The organism is Halomonas sp. TH-94 (genome assembly GCF_057473365.1).
In genome coordinates, this window is the sequence record NZ_JBYCKL010000055.1 from 31,392 (window position 1) to 50,816 (window position 19,425).

Sequence of the window (19,425 nt, forward strand, 5' to 3'; positions counted from 1 at the left end):
GGGTATTGTTGTATGGAATGCGCGGTGGGGAGCGCATGAAGCGAAGTAGCCGGTTCACCTCCGGCCCAGGCGTCGTATCGGCTCGCCGGCACTCTCGCCGACACTCTTGCCGACACTCTCGCTGGAAGTGGGGCGAAGCTGGGCGGCACGGGCGGCCAGGATATGGGCACGCATGACGGAGGCGCCCCACTCACCGTCCTTGGCGGCCAGAGCGCGAATTAGTTCGCGATGGTGCTGCATGCTTCCACGCAGCTCCTCGAGGGTATAGTGATGGAAGCTGCGTCTCGAAACCGGCACCTGCACGATGGTTTCCAGCAAGCGTTGCAGCCGGGGGCTGTCAGCCGCCGCCACGAGCTCGGCATGGTATTGATTGTTGAGCATGGCGATCTCCTCGATGGCCCCCTCGTCGCCGCGCTCCGTCAGCCTGTCCATGCGTTCCGCCAGCGCCTCGAGCGCCGATAACCGCTCCGGGGTGATGCGCGAAGCGGCGCGTCTCACCACCTGAGGTTCGAGCAGGACACGCAGTTCGAACACTTCTTCCACATCGCGCTGAGTCCACGACACCACGCGAGCACCGTGATGCGGTATCGCTTCCACCCAACCGTCCGAGACCAGCCGACGCAAGGCTTCACGTATCGGGGTACGGCTCAGTTCCAGCTCCTGACCGATGGTAGCCTCGCGCACGTAGCTTCCGGCCGGGTACTGGCCGTTGAGGATGCGCTTCTTGATGATCTGATAAACGCGATCAGCTGCGGTCATGCACTCTCCCTAGCAGACTGAAGCACCTGAGAGACACTTTCGGACCTTGCGGCGCGGCACCGCTTACAACAAAGGTCGAATACATAATTGTGTACGATTATTTGCTATAGGGGCCAATATAGGCCTACATTTTCAACAAATCGAGCCGAGTTGCATACAATCTCAAGAAAAGGCGCACTCACCGACTCATGAAACTCGATACCACGTCACTCAAGTTGTTCGTCCGCGTGGCCGAGATGGGCACCATCACCGGGGCTGCCGAAGCCGAGTACATCGCCACCTCGGCGGTCAGCAAGCGCCTGAGCGAACTGGAGGCCTATTTCAATACGCCCTTGCTGCGGCGCAACCATCGTGGCGTGGAACTCACTCCGGCAGGAAATGCTCTGCTCAATCTCTCCCGCGGGGTGATACACGGCCTGGAGAGTCTCGATCTGCAGATGCAGGAATATGCCAGCGGCGCACGTGGCAATATCCGGGTGTATGCCAACATGTCGGCTATCACCCAATACCTGCCCAACGAGACGCAGAATTTCTTTGCCAAGCATCCCGATATCGGCGTTCACCTCGAGGAAAAAGTCAGCCCGATAATCACCCGTGAAGTCATGGGAAATGGCGCCGACATCGGCATCTGTGCCAAGCTCACCCACGGCTATGATTTAGCAGAATTTCCGTACCACACCGACGACCTGGTGCTGGTCACACCGCTCGACCATCCCCTGGCCCGACATGAAAGCATCGAATTTCATGAAAGCCTCGATCACGCTTACGTCGGCCTGCACACCTCCAGCGCCATCAACCTCGAGCTGTTGAGGGCGGCCAGCCTGGCAAATCGGCCGTTGAAGCTGCGTATTCAGGTCACCAGCTACGACGCACTCTGCATGATGGTGCAGGCCGGTCTGGGGATAGGCGTCGTGCCGAGGGGAGCCATTCGACCCTACGTAGGTGGGCTGCGCGTCAAAGTGCTGACGCTCCACGACGCCTGGGCCAGACGCGAACTCTGCATCTATGTAAAGGACCTGGAGCGGCTTTCCATGGCAGCCCGAATGTTCGTCGAGCACCTGGTTCAATCGGCCACCGGTACTGAAGCTTTTCCACTACAAAGGCCGGCATGACGCAAAGAGCTGATTCGCATTGCAGCAATTAAAGGGCTGGCTTCAGCCTTCTCCATTGGCGAATGAAAGGGTCATGAATCACCAATACACAAGCTATTAGCAAGCGGGTATCAATGGGACGTGGCGAGATCAACTCGCCTTATCGCGCCGCTATGGAACATAAAAAGCGGTTTCCAACGGCTCGAATCGATCAGGGAAGATTCTCGGCTTTCGTCTGAACATTACGACTTCCCGAAGCAAGAGAGGACATAACAATGACAGATATCACCCGCAAGGCACGCCGCTTCATTCCTGCCTCCCTACTGGTTATCGGCAGTCTGGTTGCCACCGGCGCCCAGGCAAACACCTCGCTAAATCTCGGTGCGGTTCCCACCGGGACCGGCTGGTTCTTCGGCATCTCCGAGGGCGCCCGCGTGATCAGCGCCAACACTCCCTACGAAATCACCGTGCGCGAAACCGGCGGTACCCGCGAGAATGCCATCCGCCTGACTCGCGGCGAACTCGATCTGGCCTTTACCGAGGCGCTGGTAGGCTACGAGATGTACAACGGCACCGGCCGCTTCGAAGACACACCCAACCCGGACGCCCGGCTGATCTACTGGATCGCCCCTTCTACCATGCACTGGGCCGTGCGCCAGGACAGTAATATCGACTCCTTCGAAGGACTCGCCGGCCAACGCTTCAACCCCAGCAGCATCGGGGGCGGCGGCGAGTACATCACCGAGTTGGTGTTCGATATCCTGGGTGTCGAGCCCGACTTCCAGCGCATGCGCATCGACGATGCTGCTGAAGGCGTGGTCGATGGCCGCCTGGTCGGCTTCAGCTATAACGGGGTGCCGCCTATCCCCGCCTTCACCGAAGTACATTCGTCGCGCCCGCTGCGGCTGCTCTCGCTCTCCGACGAGCAGGTCGACCAAGTCACCGAAGAGCTGCCCTTCCTGACCGGCACCGTGATTCCCGAGGGTACCTATCGCGACATGCCCGAAGCCACGTCGCTTGGCATCTTCATGGGCGTGGCAGCCAATGCCGATCTCGACGACGACCTGGTCTACGAAATCACCAAGGCCTATTGGGAGAATCAGGAGCAGGTTGCCGCCTCGTTCAAGCCCGCCGAGGGCGTGACGCCGCAGACCGTGCTCGACAATGCAACCTTCCCGCTGCATGCCGGCGCACTGCGCTACTACCAGGAACTCGGGCTCGACATTCCCGACGACGTCATCCCACCCGAAGCTCAGTAACCCAGCCGCACGTCCGCAGGTAGCACATGCGGGTCAGATACAACGCAGCCTGACACGTCGTCGTCTCCACGGAGGCGACGACGTGGGAGTCAACCGATGGACACCCCCCAGAACGCAAAAGTGGTCGAGAAATATTCAGAGGACTCGGGAAAGCGGAAGCTCACGGGCTTCTGGTTCCTGGTAACACGCCTTGCCGCAGTGTCCATGGCCCTGTTCCACCTCTACACAGCGGTCACCGGTCCGGTGAACACCCAGAACGCCATCCACCTGCTGTTTGCCCTTCCGTTGATCTTCCTGGCGTACAACTGTCGCGCCCGCGATGCCGACCGCGTTCCCTGGTTCGACATCGTCCCGATCGCCTTGGGCGTGGCCATCAGCGCCTACTACGTCTACCACTTCGACCGCATCATCTATCAACTGGGCTACCTGATGCCCACCACGCTGGACCTGGTGCTCGGGGTATCGGCCATTCTTCTGCTGCTGGAAGCGTGCCGACGCGCCATCGGCCTGGCCTTTCCCATTCTGGTACTGATTGCCCTGGCCTATGCTGCCTTCGGCCATTATCTACCCGGTGTGTGGGGCCATGGCGGCTTTCGCTGGGATGATCTGATCGCCACCTTCTACATGAGTCCCACCGGGGTTTACGGCAGTCTCATGCGAACCTCTTCCACGGTGATCGTGATCTTCATCATGTTCGGCGCCCTGCTGGTGACCACCGGCGGCGGCGACACCTTCATGCGTCTCTCCAATACCGTTACCGGCGGCATGGCAGGCGGCCCGGCCAAGGCCGCCACCCTGTGCAGCGCCATGTTCGGCAGCATCAGCGGCAGTACTGCCGCCAACGTGGCCACCACCGGCGTGTTTACCATTCCACTGATGAAGCGCAACGGCTACAGCCCACGCTTTGCCGCCGCCACCGAGGCCTCGGCCTCCACCGGTGGCCAGATCCTGCCGCCGGTCATGGGGGCAGCGGCCTTCGTCATGGCCGACGTGATCTCGACGAGCTACCTCAACATCATCGGTGCCGCCCTGATCCCGGCGCTGCTGTTCTACCTCGCCATCTGGATGAGCGTACATTTCGAGGCCAAGCGCCTAGGCCTCAACCCGATCCCCAAGTCACAGCGCCCCACCCTGCGCGAGGGCCTGTTCAACATCGAAACTCTGGTGATACCGCTAGCGGTGCTGATCGCGTTGCTGGTCATGCGCTATACCCCCACCACCGCGGCGGTGGCAGCCTACTTCACCGCCATGGCGTTATACCTGTTCTCCTGGCGTAGCCCGGGCACTTTCGTCGAGCGCCTCAAGTCGCTGCCGGCCGCCCTGGAAGCCGGGGCCATGACCGCGGCCATGATCGCCGTGATCATCGGCAGCGTGGCCATCATCGCCTCGGTCATCAGCCTTACCGGCCTGGGCCTGAAGGTTTCCTCGGTGATTCTCGTCGTCAGCGGTGGCGATGTGCTCGTGACCCTGCTGCTGGCCATGGTGGTGGCGATCATCCTCGGCATGGGCCTGCCCACGGTAGCGGCCTACATGCTGGCCGCCTCAGTGGTCGCCGCGGCATTCATCGAAGCGGGGCTTCCCAGCCTCTCGGCACACCTGTTCATTCTCTACTTCGCCATTCTTTCCGGCGTTACCCCCCCGGTGGCGCTGGCTGCCTATATCGGCGGAGCCATTGCGGGCTCGCACTGGTTTCGCACCGCGCTCACCGCCACCAAGATCTCATTGGGCGGTTTCCTGATCCCCTACATGTTCATCTACCACCCGCCGCTGCTGGGCAACGGCACGGGGCTCGAGATCGCCTTGGCAGTGGGCAGTGGCGTGCTCGGCATCATCGCCCTGGCCGCCTCTACCATCGGCTACTTCGTGCGCCCCTGCTCCTGGCCTGAGCGCGGCATGCTGCTGACGGCGGCACTGATGCTGATCAGCGGCCAACTCATCACCGATGCAGTAGGCATCGCCCTGATCGGCGGCGTATGGGCCTGGCAATATCGGCTGAACCGAAGCACATTAGGGAGCCCTTCTTCACCTGCGGCCAGCAAGGAAACCGCTCAATGAAAATCGTGATCCCCGACGACTATCAGGACTGCGTGCGCCACCTCGATGCCTTCACCAAGCTGGAAGGCCACGAGGTCATCCTCCACCACGACACCGTGACCGACGAGGATGCCTTGGTGGAGCGTTTTGCAAAGGCCGACGCACTGGTACTGATCCGCGAACGCACGCCGATTACCGCATCGCTGCTGGCACGCCTGCCCAACCTGAAGGCGATCAGCCAGACCGGCGGCGGCGCAGCCCACGTCGACATGGCCGCCTGCAAGCGCCATGGGGTCACGGTCATGGCCGGTACCGGCTCGCCTTATGCCGCCGCCGAGCTCACCTGGGGTCTGGTACTCGCCGCCATGCGCCATATTCCTCAGGAGTTCGAGAACCTCAAGGCCGGCCGCTGGCAGCGCACCCTGGGCACCGGGCTCAAGGGTCGCACGCTGGGTATCTTCGGCTACGGCAAGATCGGCAAGCTGATGGCCCGCTACGGCCAGGCCTTCGAGATGAACGTGCTGGTGTGGGGCCGCGAAACCACCCGCGCCCGCGCCGCGGAGGCGGGCCTTGAAGTAGCGACAAGCCAGGCTGAGCTGTTCGAGCGCAGCGACGTGCTGAGCCTGCACCTGCGGCTAAACGAGGATACTCAGGGCATCGTTACCGCCGCGGATCTCGCCCGAATGAAGCCCACGGCCCTGCTGGTCAATACCAGCCGTGCGCCGCTGATCGAGGCAGGTGCACTGGAAGCCGCCCTGCGCGAAGGCCGACCGGGTCGTGCCGCGGTGGACGTATTCGAGGAGGAGCCGGTGACGAGCCATCCGCTGCTCGAACTGCCCAATTTCCTCGCCACGCCTCACCTGGGCTACGTGGAGAAGGACAGCTACGAGCTCTACTTCGGTGATGCCTTCGACAACCTGCTGGCCTTCGAGGCGGGCCGACCGGTGAAGAACCTGGCCGAGTGACGGGCCCCGCGAGAACGAAAGGAGACGATGCCATGACCACATCCCGTCATGACGAACTCGACCCGAAGGGACTGGCCACCCGCCGCGAGGTACTGGGCGACGCCTATGTGGATGCCGCCCTCGACCAGACGGACGATTTCAGCTGGCCGATGCAGGAGCTGGTCACCCGCAACTGCTGGAACGATATCTGGAATCGACCCGGGTTGGCCCGGCCTACCCGCAGCCTGATCAACATTGGCATGCTGGTAGCGCTCAACCGGCCCCACGAACTCAAGGTGCACCTGCGCGGCGCACTCAACAACGGCTGCAGCGAGGAGGAAATCCGTGAGGTGCTGCTGCAGTGTGTCCCCTACTGCGGCTTTCCAGCCGCCATTGACGGCCTGCGCGTCGCCCGAGAGGTGATCGCTGCCTACCGCGAAGAGCAAGACTCATAACCACAACGATAAGCGAGGAGATACGCCATGAGATTGCCAAGTTCACTTAGTCATGCCCTCAAGCCGCTGGCCGTGGCAGCGCTTGCCACCGGGCTCGCCACCCCGGCTCTCGCTCAGCAGGCCATCGGCATCGGCGTGGCCCCGGCCGCTTCCGGCTGGTACTTCGGCTTCTCGGAGCTTTCACGGCTCGTCAGTGCCGATTCGCCGCTCGAAGTCTCGGTACGCGAAACCGGCGGCTCGCGTGAGAACGCCATTCGCCTCGGCCGCGGCGAGATCGACATGGGTCTGATCGACGCCCCGGGTGCCTATGAGGCCTATAACGGCACGGGGCGCTACGAGAACGATGCCATCGAGCAGATGCGCATGGTGCTGTGGGTGGCCCCTTCGACCATGCACTGGGCGGTGCGCCAGGACAGCGGCATCGAGACTTTGGCAGATCTGGAAGGAGCCCGCTTCAACCCCAGCAGCATTGGCGGCGGCGGCGAGTACATCACCGAGCTGGTATTCGACTCCCTGGGCATCTCACCGGATTACCAGCGCATGAGTATGTCGGACGCTGCCGATGCCGTGGTCGACGGCCGTATCGTCGGCTTCAGCTACAACGGCATCCCGCCGATTCCGGCCTTCACCGAGGTTCACTCCTCGCGTCCGCTGCGGGTGCTCTCGCTCACCGACGAGCAGGTGAGCACAGCCACCGAGGCGCTGCCGTTCCTCTCGGCCACGGAGATTCCAGAAGGCACCTACCGCGACATGCCGGCCGCCACTACTCTTGGCACCTACATCGGCATCGCCGCCACCAGCGACCTCGACGAGGACGCCGCCTACGAGTTCACCCGCGCCTATTGGGAGAACATCGAGCGGCTGGGCCAGACCTTCGCTCCGGCCCAGGGGATGAGCGCCGAGATCTCGGTAGAGAACACCACCACGCCGTTGCACGCCGGCGCACTGCGCTACTATCGTGAAATCGGCATCGAGGTGCCGGAGGAGTTGGTGCCGCCGGAAGCCGAGTAATCGGCAACGGCCGGCCTTGTCCCGTCAAGCGACACGGCCGGCCACCCCATCCAGCCAGCCGCCACGAACGAGAGCGACGGCACGGCGTCAGGTCACTAAGCCTCCTCTGCGACCTGGCGCGCACCTGCCGGCAGCAGGGCAGCGGGGCTCCATGGCGGGGGCTCACTGGTAGCATTGGCCAAGGTGAAGGTCCCCACCGCCTCGGCCAGGCGCAGCGACTGCTCCTCGAGCCGTTCGGCGGCGGCGCTCGACTGCTCGACCAGGGCAGCGTTTTCCTGGGTCATGCGGTCCAGCTCGGCGACCGCCACATTGACCTGGCTGATGCCGTCGCTCTGCTCGCTGGTGGCCGCCGTGATCTGTTGGAGCACGGTACTCACCCGAGAAACGCTGGCCACGATTTCGCTCATGGTGGTACCCGCCTGGCCGACCAGTTCGGTACCGTCATGCACCTTGGCCCCCGAAGCCTCGATCAGAGCCTTTATCTCGCTCGCGGCCGCCGCCGAGCGGCTGGCGAGTTGGCGTACTTCGCCGGCTACCACAGCGAAGCCGCGCCCTTGCTCGCCGGCACGGGCCGCTTCCACCGAGGCGTTCAAAGCCAGCAGATTGGTCTGGAAGGCGATACCGTCGATCACTGAGACGATTTCAGCGATCTTGCGTGAAGACTCGGAAATCTCATCCATGGTCGCCACTACCCGGGATACCACTTCCCCGCCACGCACAGCCACCTCGGAGGCCGTCTGCGACAGGCCATTGGCCTCGCGTGCGGATTCGGCGGTGTGTTCCACGGTACTGGTGATCTCCTCCATCGAGGCCGAGGTTTGCTGCAAACTGGCAGCGGCAGTATCGGTGCGCCGCGACAGATCCTGGCCACCGCTGGCGATCTCGGTGGCGGCGACACGCACCGCTTCGCTGCTTACGCGCACCTCGCGCAACACGTCATGGATCTTGTCGGCGAAGGCGTTGAACTGGATCGCCAGTTCGGCGCTCTCATCGCGCCCTTCGACCGGCAGGCGCTGGGTCAGGTCGCCATCTCCGGTGGCAATCTCACGCATGCGCCCGGCCAACTCTCGCAGCGGCCTGGCGATGCCGCCTCCCACCAGCCAGATCGCGATCAGGCCGAGACCGGCGACCAACAGCCCCACCAGGCCCATGCCCAGCAAGTGCTCGCGGCGCTGGTCGCCCAAGGTACGCTGCAGAGCTCCCAACTCGGCCAGCACCACCTCCCGCGGCAGGCGGGTGAGCAGCACCCAAGGCGCCTGGTCGTCGCTGACGCTGAAGGGCAGGTAGAGTTCGAGCATGCCGTCGGCATCTTCTATCCGTTGCATCTCGCCGCTGCGCTGGGCTTCGAGAATGCGTTGTTTCACCGCATCGCCCAGCACCTGACCGGCCGCATCGCCCAAGGAGTCGTCATCGGCGGTATAAGCCGCCACGCTGCCCAGCGAAGCGATCAGCGCCATCTCGCCTGCGCCGTCATAAAGCTCCTGGTTGGCCTGATTCAGGAACTCCTGAGTGAAATCCACCGACATGTCGACACCGGCGATCCCGCGGAACTCCCCCGCCACGAGGATGGGCACGTTGAAGGAGGTGACCATACGCATGACTCCCGCATAGTCGTAGGCTGCCGGGTCGATGATGCAAGGCGCCAAGGTATCGCGCGGGCAGAGGTAGTATTCGCCCCGGCGCATGCCGTTGCCCAGCGGCGCCTCGCTCTCCATGTTCTCCTCGGTGAGAACGCCCAGGCGCATGCTGCCATCGGCCTCGCGGACCCACCAGGGGCGGAAGCGCCCGCTGCCCTCGGCAAACCCGGTATCGACATACCTGGCGTCGACACCGAAGGCGTTGGGCTCCCAGCCGATATAGGCGTCCAGCAAGCCGGGGTTCTCGACCACCGTGTGGCGCACCAGTTGGGAGAGCTCCTTACGGCTCAGACGCAGTTGGGGACGTCCATCTTCACCAGGAATCCCCATGAGAGCATTGGTATGGGCCAGTTGGCTGGCCAGGGTCAGGGCACGGTCCAGTTCGTTGCGGATGCGCTGGGCCTCGACATGGGCCAGCGAGGAGAGCCGCTCATCGATGCCACTTTCGAGCAGTGATTGGGTATGTTCGGCCACCACGTCCTGGGTGCGCGAAGCGGACACCAGTGAATAGCCTACCAGGGCGGCCGTTACGGCCAGGAGGCACGCACCGGCCAGGGTGACGACGAGCAGTCGAAGGGAGCGGAATCGTAAACGCATGAGGGCGACCATTGTAGTTAGAAAGACTGACCCATGGTTTCAACATACTGCTTCCAGGAACTCGGCCTCACGATTAAAGCGACTTGTATGCTTGACGTTTGCGACAAGATCGGAGCTCGCAAGGCCGCGGCTTCACGCCCGCCTCACTGATCACGCCGTATCGACTATAGAACGTAAGAGCAGGACATCGGCCTCAGTGCGCGCTAGCCTCAGAAAACCCTACGCAACGGACCTGAGGACGCGCCCATGTCGCAAACCATCACCTACTATCTGAGCCTGGTATCGCCCTGGACCTACCTGGGTCATGCCCGGCTCGGCGAGGTCGCCTCCCGCCACGGCGCCACCATCGACTACGTGCCGGTCTCGGTCAGCGGCATCTTCCCAAGGACAGGCGGGCTACCGCTGCCCAAGCGCTCCCCCGAGCGCCAGGCCTATCGCCTGTTCGAGCTGAAGCGATGGCAGCAGGTGCTTGGCGTTCCACTCAACTTGGAACCGAAACACTTCCCCACCGACGACCGCCCGGCGGCGCGCCTGGCGCTGACCGCCAAGGCCCAAGGGCACGACATCTCCGACCTGACACTGGCCATACTGCGTGCCTGCTGGGCCGAGGAGCGCGACATCGCCGACCTCGCCACCCTGCGCGAGATTGCCGATGCCTGCGGCCTGGACGGCCAGGAGCTGATGGAGGAAGCGGAGTCTGAAGTGGGCCAGCAGCGCCTGGATGACGCCTGCGAACGAGCGGTCGCCGCCGGCTGCTTCGGCGTGCCATGGTACGACGTCGATGGCGAGCCTTTCTGGGGGCAGGATCGCCTGGAGCTGTTGGAGAAGAAGCTGACGGGAGAATTTTGATTCGCCAGCGCCACCTGAGCCTAACGTGCGTGAGGCCAGCGCCTCACCCCGGCCGCTCCAACCCGAACAGATCCGTGGTGCGGGCGTAGTCGCTGCCCGCCATCCGACCGATGGGCTTGAGCGCCTCGACGCTCACGTGGCGCCCGTTCCATATCGCATCGTCGATGTGGATCGATACCACCTCCGCCAGCACCAGGCAGCCCGCCATGGGCTGATCGCCGAAGCGCACGATCTCGCGTAGCCGACACCCGAAGGCCACCGGCGCCGCGGCCACCCGCGGCACCGAGAGCCCCGGCATGGCAATTTTCTCCAAGCCCGCCAGGGCGAACTCATCCTCTCCTGCCGGCAGGCTGGCGCTGGTAGCGTTCATCTCGTTGACCAACGCCTCGCCGCTGATGTGCACCACGCACTCCGGCACCTGCTCCAGGTTGCGAATGGTGTCCTTGGGCTGACCTTCGCCATTGAGCAGCGGCGAGAAGCCCAGCACCGGCGGCGCCACGCTCACCACGTTGAAGAAAGAGAACGGCGCCAGGTTGGTGTTGCCGTCACGATCGTGCGTCGACACCCAGGCGATGGGGCGCGGGCAGATGGTGCCGCAGAACAGGCGATAGATGGCCCCGCTGCTCAGCGGCGCCTCTTCCAACAGATAGTCGCTCATGGCCAGCCCTTATTGTCTTCGGTGAGGGTCTACCATCCTACACCGCTCGACAGGCTGCTCAATGCACCTGCGACAGGCCGTCCACGGACTCGTGTCCATATCGATGGGCCCAAAGTCTCTATGGATGACCGGCTTTCCACTGCCGCGGCGATTGCCCGGATTGTGCCTTGAACGCACGGGAGAGCGCGGCTTCACTACCGTAACCAACCTCGGTTGCGATCACTTTCAGAGGCCGCCCGCGCAGCAAGGCCTTCTGTGCCAGCCGCACGCGCCAGCTTTGTAAGTACTGCCCCGACGTAACGCCTACCGTCTCGCGAAAGGTCGTGGCGAATACGCTGCGCGACATGCCGGCAACATTCGCCAGTTCATCCAGTGTCCACGCCTGCTCGGGCTTCTCATGCATAGCCACCAGTGCGTTGCGCAGGCGCGGATGTGACAAGCCGGACAGCAGGCCGCCGTGCACTTCGCCACTGGCCATCAGTTGGCGCAAAACCTGGATCATCACCACCTCGAACAGGCGCTCGACCAGCGCGACGCGTCCGCATCGCTGCTCGAACGCCTCCTCGAATAACAACATCAGCACCGGCTCGGCGCCGGCAATCTCTGCCAGCGGCAGGCAGGCGACGTCCGGTAGCGCCGATGCGATCGGATTGCCTGCGCCGCCCTCGAACGACAGGTTTGCGCAGACCATGTCCGCACCACGCTCGGGATCGGTGACGAAGCGATGCGTCAGCGGTCGTGGAAACAACAACAGACTCGGTCGTTCGACCTGCAGTAACTCCCTGCCGTACCGCACCTCAACTGCCCCCCTGCGCACCAGATGCAACTGTCCGTGGGCGCCGTCATTTCGCAGTGTGTTGGTACCGCACAACGGCCCCGCATTGAACACCTGCGCTCTCACCGGGAAGTGCGTCATCAGCGCCGCAAGCCTGTCCACCACGGGCCGTACTCCTGATCAAGTTTTTAGGACTTTATACCACCAATTGTATCGATAGGACGCGCAGAATACATCTCACCGGGTCACACCACCCGGCCACTCAACTGAATAGGAACGACTGCCATGACTATCGAAAAAATCCTTTACGCCGCCACCGCTACTGCCACAGGGGGCCGCGAAGGCCGCGCCACCTCCTCCGACAACATACTCGACGTGCAGCTGTCGACCCCGCGCGAATTGGGCGGCGCCGGCGGCCCCGGCACCAACCCGGAGCAGTTGTTCGCCGCCGGATACTCGGCCTGCTTCCTCGGCGCACTGAAATACGTTGCCGGCAATCAGAAAGTCGCACTGCCCGCAGCCACCAACGTCACCGCCAAGGTCGGCATCGGCCAGATTTCCACCGGTTTCGGTATCGAAGCAGAACTGACCATCGCCGCCCCCGGCCTTGACCGCGACACCCTGCAAGACCTGGTCGACCAAGCCCACATCGTCTGCCCGTACTCCAATGCGACGCGCGGAAACATCGACGTGACGCTGCTCATAGCCGATTGATTTCACTTCACCACTTTTCTTTCTTTCGATCGAACACTGGAGATATCGCATGAACATCACCACCAGTACCTTCGCTGCCGGCTTGCTCGCCATCACCCTGCAGGCCGGCGACACAGCGCAGGCCGCCACGCCCGCAAGCATCGCAGCCGGCGCCAGCGTAGATGGCAACTACGTGATTACTGCCGACGGCGTGCGCCTCTACTACAAGGATTGGGGCCCGAAGGAGGGCCCGGTCGTCACCTTCAGCCATGGTTGGCCGCTGAACTCGGACAGCTGGGAATCGCAGATGCTCTTCCTGGCCGACCAGGGCTACAGGGTGGTTGCCCACGACCGCCGCGGCCATGGCCGCTCCAGCCAGCCCTGGGACGGCAACGACATGAACCACTACGCCGACGACCTAGCGGCTGTAATCAATGCCCTTGACCTCAAGGACATCACCGCTGTCGGGTTTTCCACGGGCGGCGGCGAAGTGGCACGCTACATCAGCCGTCACGGTACCGAACGGGTCAAGAAGGCCGTGCTGGTTAGTGCCGTGCCGCCGCTGATGCTGCAGACCGCCGACAATCCGGACGGCCTGCCGCTGGAAGTCTTCGACGGCATCCGCCAGGCCTCACTGGAAAATCGGTCGCAGCTGTACCTCGATCTCGCATCCGGCCCGTTCTACGGCTTCAACCGCCCTGGTGCCGAGGTCTCGCAAGGTCTGATCGACAGCTGGTGGGCACAAGGCATGCAAGCTGGTCACAAGAACACCTACGATTCCATCACTGCGTTCTCGGCCACGGATTTCCGCGAGGATCTGAAGAAATTCGATGTGCCCACTTTGGTCATCCACGGTGACGACGATCAGATCGTGCCACTCGACATCTCTGGAAAGGCGTCTGCCGAGCAAATCCAGGGAGCAGAGCTGATCGTCTATTCCGGCGCACCGCATGGCCTGACCGACACACACAAGGAACGCTTCAACCAGGATCTCCTTGATTTCCTCAAAGACTGAAAACAACCAATGGTCGGGAGAAACAGGCCAGTGCGCCCAGCTCCCGACCATAAAACTAGCGGGGATGCCGCACCACCCTCAATGCGACACTGCCAGGTCTGCCACCCGTTCAGGGGGCAACAGCGCCAGCGAGGCCTTCATTTCACGCACTTCCTCGCCGGGCGGCCGGCCGAAGAAGCGCTTGAACTCGCGGCTGAACTGCGACGCACTCTCGTAACCCACCCTGGCGGCGGCGGCCGCTGCAGGCAGGCCGTCGCGAATCATCAGCATCCGCGCCTGATGCAGCCGCGTCGACTTGATGTACTGAAGCGGCGACGTTTGCGTCACCGCCTTGAAGTGCACATGGAACACCGCAGGGCTCATGCCGACTTCACTTGCCAGGAGCCCCACCTCCAGGGGCTCGGCGTAATCCGCGTGGATGCGGTGCAACGCCTTGGCGATTCTGCCGAATTGGCCCTGCTGGGCCAGCGCCGCGCGTACGCTGCCGCCCTGCTCCCCGACCAGTACTCGGTAGCAGATCTCCCGCACGATATCGGGCCCTAGCACCTGCGCTTCCATGGGCGAGGCCAGCGCCTCGAGCAGCCTGAGCGTGGCATCCGACATGGGCGCGCCAAGCGGCGTGGAAATCATGCCCCGTGGCGGCACCGAGCGGGCGTCCTCCTGATCCAGCAGCAAGACCAGCTCCGCCACCATGGCCATGTCCAATCGAATCGATATGGCCAGCAGCGGCTCCTCGGGGCTGGCCTCGGTTTCCGAGGTAAAGGGCAGCGGCACCGACAGCACCAGATAGTGCAGGGCATCGTAGAGATACACCTCATCGCCCAGGTAGCCCCGCTTGCGGCCCTGGCAGACGATGACGATGCTCGGCTCGTACAGTACCGGCGTATGCTTCAAGGGGCGGTTCGAACGCATGAAGCGCACGCCTTCCAGTAAGGATTGGGTGTAGCCCTCGTGCGGCGCAAGCCGGTAGAGCCGTTCGATCATCCGTTCCTGAGTTGGCGAACCAGTATGCGCCGCCATCTGAAGCCTCCTTAGCCCCGACTGCGAAACTCACGTTTAGGCAACAACAATCGCTAAATTCCGCTCACAGAACAAATCCTCAATAGAAATAGGCAATATTTCCAGAGGAATGACCCTGTTGGCATCGTCGCTGCCTCCCTAGGCTTGTCCATGACAACATCCTAAGGAGTCCCATCATGAGCAAAGTCATTCTTCTCACCGGCGCCAGCAGCGGCATTGGCGAGGCCACCACCCGGTTGCTGGCCAAACAAGGCCATCATCTGGTCATCGGCGCACGCCGCACCGAGCGGCTGGAAGCGTTAGCCCAGGCCATTCGTTCCGAAGGCGGCAGCGTGGAGTACCGCGCGCTGGACGTCACTCGGCGCGAAGACGTGCAGGCCTTCGCCGATGCTGCGCTGGAATTGCACGGGCGCATCGACGTCATCATCAACAATGCCGGCGTCATGCCGCTCTCGCCCCTGGCCTCGCTCAAGGTCAAGGAGTGGGACCGCATGATCGACGTCAACGTCCGCGGCGTGCTGCACGGCATCGCCGCCGTACTGCCCACCATGCAGGCTCAGGGCAGCGGACAGGTGATCAACATCTCCTCCATCGGCGGGCTCTACGTGGTGCCCACCGGCGCTGTCTACTGCGCTACCAAGTACGCCGTGCGGGCCATTTCCGACGGACTGCGCCAGGAGAACGACAAGCTGCGCGTCACCTGCGTCTATCCCGGCGTGGTCGAGTCTGAGCTGGCCGATACCATCACCGACCCCGGCGCCGCCGAAGCGATGAAGAGTTTCCGCGAGATAGCGCTCAAGCCCGAGGCCATCGCCGCTGCCATTGGCCATGTCATCGCCCAGCCGGAAGAGGTGGACACCAGCGAGATCGTGGTTCGCCCTACCGCCAGCGCATGAGCACGAAAGCCCTGCTCCTGAGCCTGATCCTTGCCGCTGCGCCTCCCCAACCAGGGGAGGCTGCAGCCCCAACCGGAGACATCAGCATGGCAGACCACCCCTATGTGGGCATGTGGGTCACCGACGACGGCCACATTCGCCACGAACTACTGCCTAACAACCGCTACGACGAAGCCCGCGGCGAGCGCGAGAGCGCCTACCAGGGCCGCTACCGCGTGACCGGCAATTACATCGAATACTGGGACGACACCGGCTTCACCGCCGACGGTGAGTTCATCGACGGCGTGCTCTATCACGCCGGCATGGTGTTACGGCGAGAAGCGCCCTGAGGTCTCTCAAGGTGGATTCTCTTCAGGCGGCGGCGAATGAATATCGACAGCGACCATACTCTGATTGAGCTGCCCGAACGGTACATGCACCGACGGCAGAATATTGCTGGTGGCGGAGAGATGAGACGCCTGGTCGTCGAAGAAGATATGCGGCTTGATGATGCCGAGGACGTGCTCCTTGGCGATGCCGCCGAGGAAATAGGCCTCGTTGACCGTCACTCCCCAACTGCGCATGGTATGGATGACCCGCTCATGAGCCGGCGCGTTGCGGGCGGTGACGATGGAGACCCTGACCTTGGGACGATACGCCCCCTGCGTTTCTTCTTCGCGCTGCTTTTCCAGCATCTGGATGTGGGCGAGCTTGCGCAGGAACACGGCCAGCAAGCCCGCCTCGGGCGGCACCTGGGCATTGGCCCGCTCATACTCGTGGAATGCATCGATTCCCTGCTGCTGGTAGATGGTTTCGGACTCGTCGGTGACCAGCACGCCATCGAAGTCGAAAGCGATCCGCAGCTCCTCCTCGTCGGTCAGGTCGAGATCGCCCGACGATAGCACCTGCCCCGCCGGATGCCCGGCCAGGATCGCCTGGTCGACGTCCTGGCGATTGGCCGACAGGAAGAGGCTGATGTTCAATGCCGGGATGAAGCGGTGGGGGTAGCGCCCCTGGAGAAAGATGGCCCGCGTGATCCCCAGCTCATGGTGCTCGATGGACTTCATGACCCGCAGCCCGGTTTCCGGATCGTTGCGCGAGAGCAGTACCACCTCGATGGGCGGGTTGTCCGGGCTCAGCTCGTTCAATGACAGCAGACGCTTGATGAACGGGAAGGCAACGCCGGTGCTTAACGGCTTGTTCTCGTTTTCACGCTGATAGATGCGATAGGACGCCTCGCCCTGCTCGCGAAACACCCGGTCGGACGCCTCCAGGTCGAACAGGGCGCTGGATGCCAGTCCGATTACCAGGCGTTCACTGAGGTCATAGGCCATTGTCGTCCCTGATATAGAAGTGCAACGCACGATCTCCAGACCATGCCTCAGAGTTTTCGGCCAGACAAGCGCCTATCCGTATAGGCGTCTCGGCTTGGAAGCGCATGACCGTAAATGCGTAAACCCGTAAAACTGCAAAGCTGTATTTATGGCAACATGGTTGAGTTCATGTATGCAGCAAGGACCCGCCATGCCGTTCGCCGCTACGCCCCTCACCCCCGGCTTCATGGTCGTTCACGGCAACCGCCTGGAGGACCTGCGCGGCGTGGCGGTGGAGTGGATGAAGCGCCACCCGCTGGCACCGCTGGAGAACGAGACGATCCTGGTGCAGAGCAACGGCATCGGCCAGTGGATGAAGCTGGCGCTGGCCGCCGACGAAGCCGACGGCGGCAGCGGCATTGCCGCGGCGCTCGACGTCACCCTGCCGGCGCGCTTCCTGTGGCAGGCCTACCGCGCCGTGCTCAACCACGTAGAAGACGACCCCAACGCGGTGCCGGTCACCTCGCCCTTCGACAAGTCGCACCTGATCTGGCGGCTGCTGCGCCTGCTGCCGGAACTGATGCCGCGCGACGAATTCGCCCCGCTGCGCCGTTTCCTCGAAGGCGACAGCGACCTGCGCAAGCACCATCAGCTCGCCGAGCGCCTGGCCGACCTGTTCGACCAGTATCAGGTCTACCGCGCCGACTGGCTCGACGCCTGGGCCCGCGGCGAGGACGTGCTGATCTCCGCCCGCGGCGAGGCCCGCCCCATCGTCGACACCCAACGCTGGCAGCCGGCCCTGTGGCGAGCCGTGGTGCACAGCGTTGCCGAAGACGTGGGCGAAGACGGCGTGGCCTCCAGCCGCGCCATGGTGCATCGGCGTTTCCTCGAGGCGTCGCGCCAGCTCGATGGCGATAATCGCCCCGTTGGTCTTCCAAGGCGGGTGATGGTGTTCGGCATCTCGTCGCTGCCCCAGCAGTCGCTGGAAGCGCTGGCCGCCATCGCCCGCTGCTGCCAGGTGGTGCTGTGCGTACACAACCCCTGCCAGCACTACTGGGCCGACATCATCGAGCACAAGGACCTGCTCCGCGCCCAGCGTTATCGCCAGCAGCGCAAGCAAGGCATGCCGGCGCGGCTCGACGTGCTTGGCGTTGGCGACGCCAGCGGTGACGGAGCGGAAAGCCTGCACCTGCACGCCCAGCCGCTGCTGGCCGCCTGGGGCAAGCAGGGCCGCGACTACCTGCGCCTGCTCGACGAGCACGACGACGCCCAGCAGTACGAGCGCCTGTTCGCCGCCGACTCGCTGCGCATCGACCTGTTCGAGCCCTTCGTGCGCGAGGGCGATGGCCGGCTGCTGCAGCAGCTGCAGGACGATATCCGCGAACTGCGCCCGCTGCACGAGACCCGCGACACCTGGCCGGTGGTGGACCCCAGCCGCGACGACTCCATCGTCTTCCACGCCGCCCACAGCCCCCAGCGCGAAGTGGAGATCCTCCACGACCAGCTGCTCGCCGCCTTCAGCGCCGACCCCGGCCTCAGGCCCCGCGACATCATCGTCATGGTGCCGGACATCGACCACTACGCGCCCCACGTGCAGGCGGTCTTCGGTCAATATGCGAGGGGCCAGTTGGAACGCGACGACCCGCGCTACATCCCCTTCACGCTCTCCGACCAGGGCAGCCGCCACCGCCTGCCGCTGCTGATCGCGCTGGAAAAACTGCTGCGCCTGCCGGAACTGCGCCTCTCGGTAAGCGACCTGCTCGACCTGCTCGACGTGCCCGCCCTACGCGCTCGCTTCGGCATTCAGGAGCAGGACGTACCCACCCTGCGCCGCTGGATCGAGGGTGCCGGCATCCGCTGGGGGCTCAACGCCGGTCAGCGCGGCAGCCTCGACCTGCCACAGGGCATGGAGCAGAACACCTGGGCCTTCGGCCTGCGCCGGCTGCTGCTGGGCTACGCCGTGGGCGAGGCCGCCAGCGGCCCTTGGCAGGGCATCGAACCCTTCGACGACATCGGCGGCCTGGAAGCGGCCTTGGCCGGCCCGCTGGCCGCGCTGCTGGAAACCCTGGAGCGGCAGTGGCGCAGCCTGCGCGAACCCACCGACGTGGCCGGCTGGGTACAGCGCCTGCGCAGCCTGCTGGAAGCGAGCTTTCTCGCCGACGCCCCCGAAGACAGCCTGATGCTGGCCCAGCTCGAACAGACGCTGCAGGCGTGGCAGGAGAGCGCCGAGGCGGCCGGGCTGACCCGCGACCTACCGCTTTCCGTGGTGCGCGAATACTGGCTCACCCAGATCGACGAGCCGAGCCTGTCGCAGCGCTTCCTGGCCGGGGCGGTGAACTTCGCCACCCTGATGCCGATGCGCGCCATCCCCTTCAAGCGGGTGTGCCTGCTGGGCATGAACGACGGCGACTACCCGCGCAGCCACCCGCCGATGGACTTC

General features: G+C 63.8%; 18 protein-coding genes. 12 read left to right on the forward strand and 6 right to left on the reverse strand.

Going from position 1 to position 19,425, the window contains the following annotated elements:
• Positions 1-54: 54 nt before the first annotated feature.
• Positions 55-759 carry a GntR family transcriptional regulator gene (locus tag AC2VNO_RS10640; RefSeq protein ID WP_486934110.1) on the reverse strand — a complete coding sequence of 235 codons (705 nt, stop codon included), beginning with the start codon at positions 757-759 and terminating at the stop codon, positions 55-57.
• 188 nt (positions 760-947) lie between these two features.
• Here AC2VNO_RS10640 and AC2VNO_RS10645 point away from each other — a divergent pair, with 188 nt between their 5' ends.
• The 6 genes from AC2VNO_RS10645 (at position 948) to AC2VNO_RS10670 (ending at position 7,553) form a co-directional block, all read left to right on the forward strand.
• Positions 948-1,871 (forward strand): LysR family transcriptional regulator, encoded by a 924-nt coding sequence (locus tag AC2VNO_RS10645; protein ID WP_486934111.1) that lies wholly within the window; start codon positions 948-950, stop codon positions 1,869-1,871.
• Between the two features lie 254 nt (positions 1,872-2,125).
• Entirely contained in the window at positions 2,126-3,109 is a 984-nt protein-coding gene (locus AC2VNO_RS10650) for a TAXI family TRAP transporter solute-binding subunit (protein ID WP_486934112.1), read from the forward strand.
• A gap of 96 nt (positions 3,110-3,205) precedes the next feature.
• The gene (locus AC2VNO_RS10655; RefSeq protein WP_486934113.1) at positions 3,206-5,164 is read left to right on the forward strand and encodes a TRAP transporter permease; all 1,959 of its coding nucleotides are present in this window, start codon (positions 3,206-3,208) and stop codon (positions 5,162-5,164) included.
• Positions 5,161-6,108 carry a D-2-hydroxyacid dehydrogenase family protein gene (locus AC2VNO_RS10660; protein ID WP_486934114.1) on the forward strand — a complete coding sequence of 316 codons (948 nt, stop codon included), beginning with the start codon at positions 5,161-5,163 and terminating at the stop codon, positions 6,106-6,108. Before AC2VNO_RS10655 ends, AC2VNO_RS10660 begins: the two co-directional genes overlap by 4 nt.
• A gap of 32 nt (positions 6,109-6,140) precedes the next feature.
• A complete protein-coding gene (locus AC2VNO_RS10665) occupies positions 6,141-6,542 on the forward strand; it encodes a carboxymuconolactone decarboxylase family protein (RefSeq protein ID WP_486934115.1) in 402 nt (133 codons plus the stop codon).
• A gap of 27 nt (positions 6,543-6,569) precedes the next feature.
• Positions 6,570-7,553, forward strand: coding sequence for a TAXI family TRAP transporter solute-binding subunit (locus AC2VNO_RS10670; RefSeq protein ID WP_486934116.1), 984 nt, complete (start codon positions 6,570-6,572; stop codon positions 7,551-7,553).
• Between the two features lie 95 nt (positions 7,554-7,648).
• Here the strand turns inward: AC2VNO_RS10670 and AC2VNO_RS10675 are convergent, their stop codons facing one another.
• Complete coding sequence (locus AC2VNO_RS10675) at positions 7,649-9,787, reverse strand: methyl-accepting chemotaxis protein (protein ID WP_486934117.1); 2,139 nt, start codon at positions 9,785-9,787, stop codon at positions 7,649-7,651.
• A gap of 246 nt (positions 9,788-10,033) precedes the next feature.
• Between AC2VNO_RS10675 and AC2VNO_RS10680 the strand changes: the two genes are divergently transcribed.
• The gene (locus AC2VNO_RS10680; protein ID WP_486934118.1) at positions 10,034-10,636 is read left to right on the forward strand and encodes a DsbA family protein; all 603 of its coding nucleotides are present in this window, start codon (positions 10,034-10,036) and stop codon (positions 10,634-10,636) included.
• Between the two features lie 43 nt (positions 10,637-10,679).
• Here AC2VNO_RS10680 and AC2VNO_RS10685 read toward each other — a convergent pair whose 3' ends face one another.
• Positions 10,680-11,294, reverse strand: coding sequence for a flavin reductase family protein (locus tag AC2VNO_RS10685; RefSeq protein WP_486934119.1), 615 nt, complete (start codon positions 11,292-11,294; stop codon positions 10,680-10,682).
• Positions 11,295-11,412: 118 nt separating this feature from the next.
• The gene (locus AC2VNO_RS10690) at positions 11,413-12,234 is read right to left on the reverse strand and encodes an AraC family transcriptional regulator (protein ID WP_486934120.1); all 822 of its coding nucleotides are present in this window, start codon (positions 12,232-12,234) and stop codon (positions 11,413-11,415) included.
• Between the two features lie 120 nt (positions 12,235-12,354).
• Here AC2VNO_RS10690 and AC2VNO_RS10695 point away from each other — a divergent pair, with 120 nt between their 5' ends.
• Together AC2VNO_RS10695 and AC2VNO_RS10700 are read left to right on the forward strand one after the other, a co-directional pair.
• Positions 12,355-12,783, forward strand: a complete 429-nt coding sequence (locus AC2VNO_RS10695) for an organic hydroperoxide resistance protein (protein ID WP_486934121.1) — start codon at positions 12,355-12,357, stop codon at positions 12,781-12,783.
• A 49-nt stretch (positions 12,784-12,832) separates the two neighbouring features.
• Positions 12,833-13,777: an alpha/beta fold hydrolase gene (locus AC2VNO_RS10700; protein ID WP_486934122.1), complete on the forward strand. Its 945-nt coding sequence runs from the start codon at positions 12,833-12,835 to the stop codon at positions 13,775-13,777.
• Between the two features lie 78 nt (positions 13,778-13,855).
• Here AC2VNO_RS10700 and AC2VNO_RS10705 read toward each other — a convergent pair whose 3' ends face one another.
• Positions 13,856-14,797 carry an AraC family transcriptional regulator gene (locus AC2VNO_RS10705; RefSeq protein WP_486934123.1) on the reverse strand — a complete coding sequence of 314 codons (942 nt, stop codon included), beginning with the start codon at positions 14,795-14,797 and terminating at the stop codon, positions 13,856-13,858.
• Between the two features lie 176 nt (positions 14,798-14,973).
• On the opposite strand from AC2VNO_RS10705, the gene AC2VNO_RS10710 reads away from it, so the two are divergent.
• The gene (locus tag AC2VNO_RS10710) at positions 14,974-15,693 is read left to right on the forward strand and encodes an SDR family oxidoreductase (protein ID WP_486934124.1); all 720 of its coding nucleotides are present in this window, start codon (positions 14,974-14,976) and stop codon (positions 15,691-15,693) included.
• Positions 15,694-15,779: 86 nt separating this feature from the next.
• On the forward strand, positions 15,780-16,022 hold the full coding sequence (locus tag AC2VNO_RS10715; protein ID WP_486934125.1) for an Atu4866 domain-containing protein: 243 nt from the start codon (positions 15,780-15,782) through the stop codon (positions 16,020-16,022).
• 6 nt (positions 16,023-16,028) lie between these two features.
• Here AC2VNO_RS10715 and AC2VNO_RS10720 read toward each other — a convergent pair whose 3' ends face one another.
• Complete coding sequence (locus AC2VNO_RS10720; RefSeq protein WP_486934126.1) at positions 16,029-17,006, reverse strand: 5'-nucleotidase; 978 nt, start codon at positions 17,004-17,006, stop codon at positions 16,029-16,031.
• 190 nt (positions 17,007-17,196) lie between these two features.
• Between AC2VNO_RS10720 and recC the strand changes: the two genes are divergently transcribed.
• Positions 17,197-19,425 (forward strand): exodeoxyribonuclease V subunit gamma (gene recC, locus AC2VNO_RS10725; RefSeq protein ID WP_486934127.1); only part of this gene is annotated, 2,229 nt, incomplete at its 3' end.

Bases quoted from the DNA above. Each gene is read 5' to 3' on its own strand.
- AC2VNO_RS10640 (WP_486934110.1), bottom strand. From the start codon at position 759: ATGACCGCAGCTGATCGCGTTTATCAGATCATCAAGAAGCGCATCCTC.
- AC2VNO_RS10645 (WP_486934111.1), top strand. From the start codon at position 948: ATGAAACTCGATACCACGTCACTCAAGTTGTTCGTCCGCGTGGCCGAG.
- AC2VNO_RS10650 (WP_486934112.1), top strand. From the start codon at position 2,126: ATGACAGATATCACCCGCAAGGCACGCCGCTTCATTCCTGCCTCCCTA.
- AC2VNO_RS10655 (WP_486934113.1), top strand. From the start codon at position 3,206: ATGGACACCCCCCAGAACGCAAAAGTGGTCGAGAAATATTCAGAGGAC.
- AC2VNO_RS10660 (WP_486934114.1), top strand. From the start codon at position 5,161: ATGAAAATCGTGATCCCCGACGACTATCAGGACTGCGTGCGCCACCTC.
- AC2VNO_RS10665 (WP_486934115.1), top strand. From the start codon at position 6,141: ATGACCACATCCCGTCATGACGAACTCGACCCGAAGGGACTGGCCACC.
- AC2VNO_RS10670 (WP_486934116.1), top strand. From the start codon at position 6,570: ATGAGATTGCCAAGTTCACTTAGTCATGCCCTCAAGCCGCTGGCCGTG.
- AC2VNO_RS10675 (WP_486934117.1), bottom strand. From the start codon at position 9,787: ATGCGTTTACGATTCCGCTCCCTTCGACTGCTCGTCGTCACCCTGGCC.
- AC2VNO_RS10680 (WP_486934118.1), top strand. From the start codon at position 10,034: ATGTCGCAAACCATCACCTACTATCTGAGCCTGGTATCGCCCTGGACC.
- AC2VNO_RS10685 (WP_486934119.1), bottom strand. From the start codon at position 11,294: ATGAGCGACTATCTGTTGGAAGAGGCGCCGCTGAGCAGCGGGGCCATC.
- AC2VNO_RS10695 (WP_486934121.1), top strand. From the start codon at position 12,355: ATGACTATCGAAAAAATCCTTTACGCCGCCACCGCTACTGCCACAGGG.
- AC2VNO_RS10700 (WP_486934122.1), top strand. From the start codon at position 12,833: ATGAACATCACCACCAGTACCTTCGCTGCCGGCTTGCTCGCCATCACC.
- AC2VNO_RS10705 (WP_486934123.1), bottom strand. From the start codon at position 14,797: ATGGCGGCGCATACTGGTTCGCCAACTCAGGAACGGATGATCGAACGG.
- AC2VNO_RS10710 (WP_486934124.1), top strand. From the start codon at position 14,974: ATGAGCAAAGTCATTCTTCTCACCGGCGCCAGCAGCGGCATTGGCGAG.
- AC2VNO_RS10715 (WP_486934125.1), top strand. From the start codon at position 15,780: ATGGCAGACCACCCCTATGTGGGCATGTGGGTCACCGACGACGGCCAC.
- AC2VNO_RS10720 (WP_486934126.1), bottom strand. From the start codon at position 17,006: ATGGCCTATGACCTCAGTGAACGCCTGGTAATCGGACTGGCATCCAGC.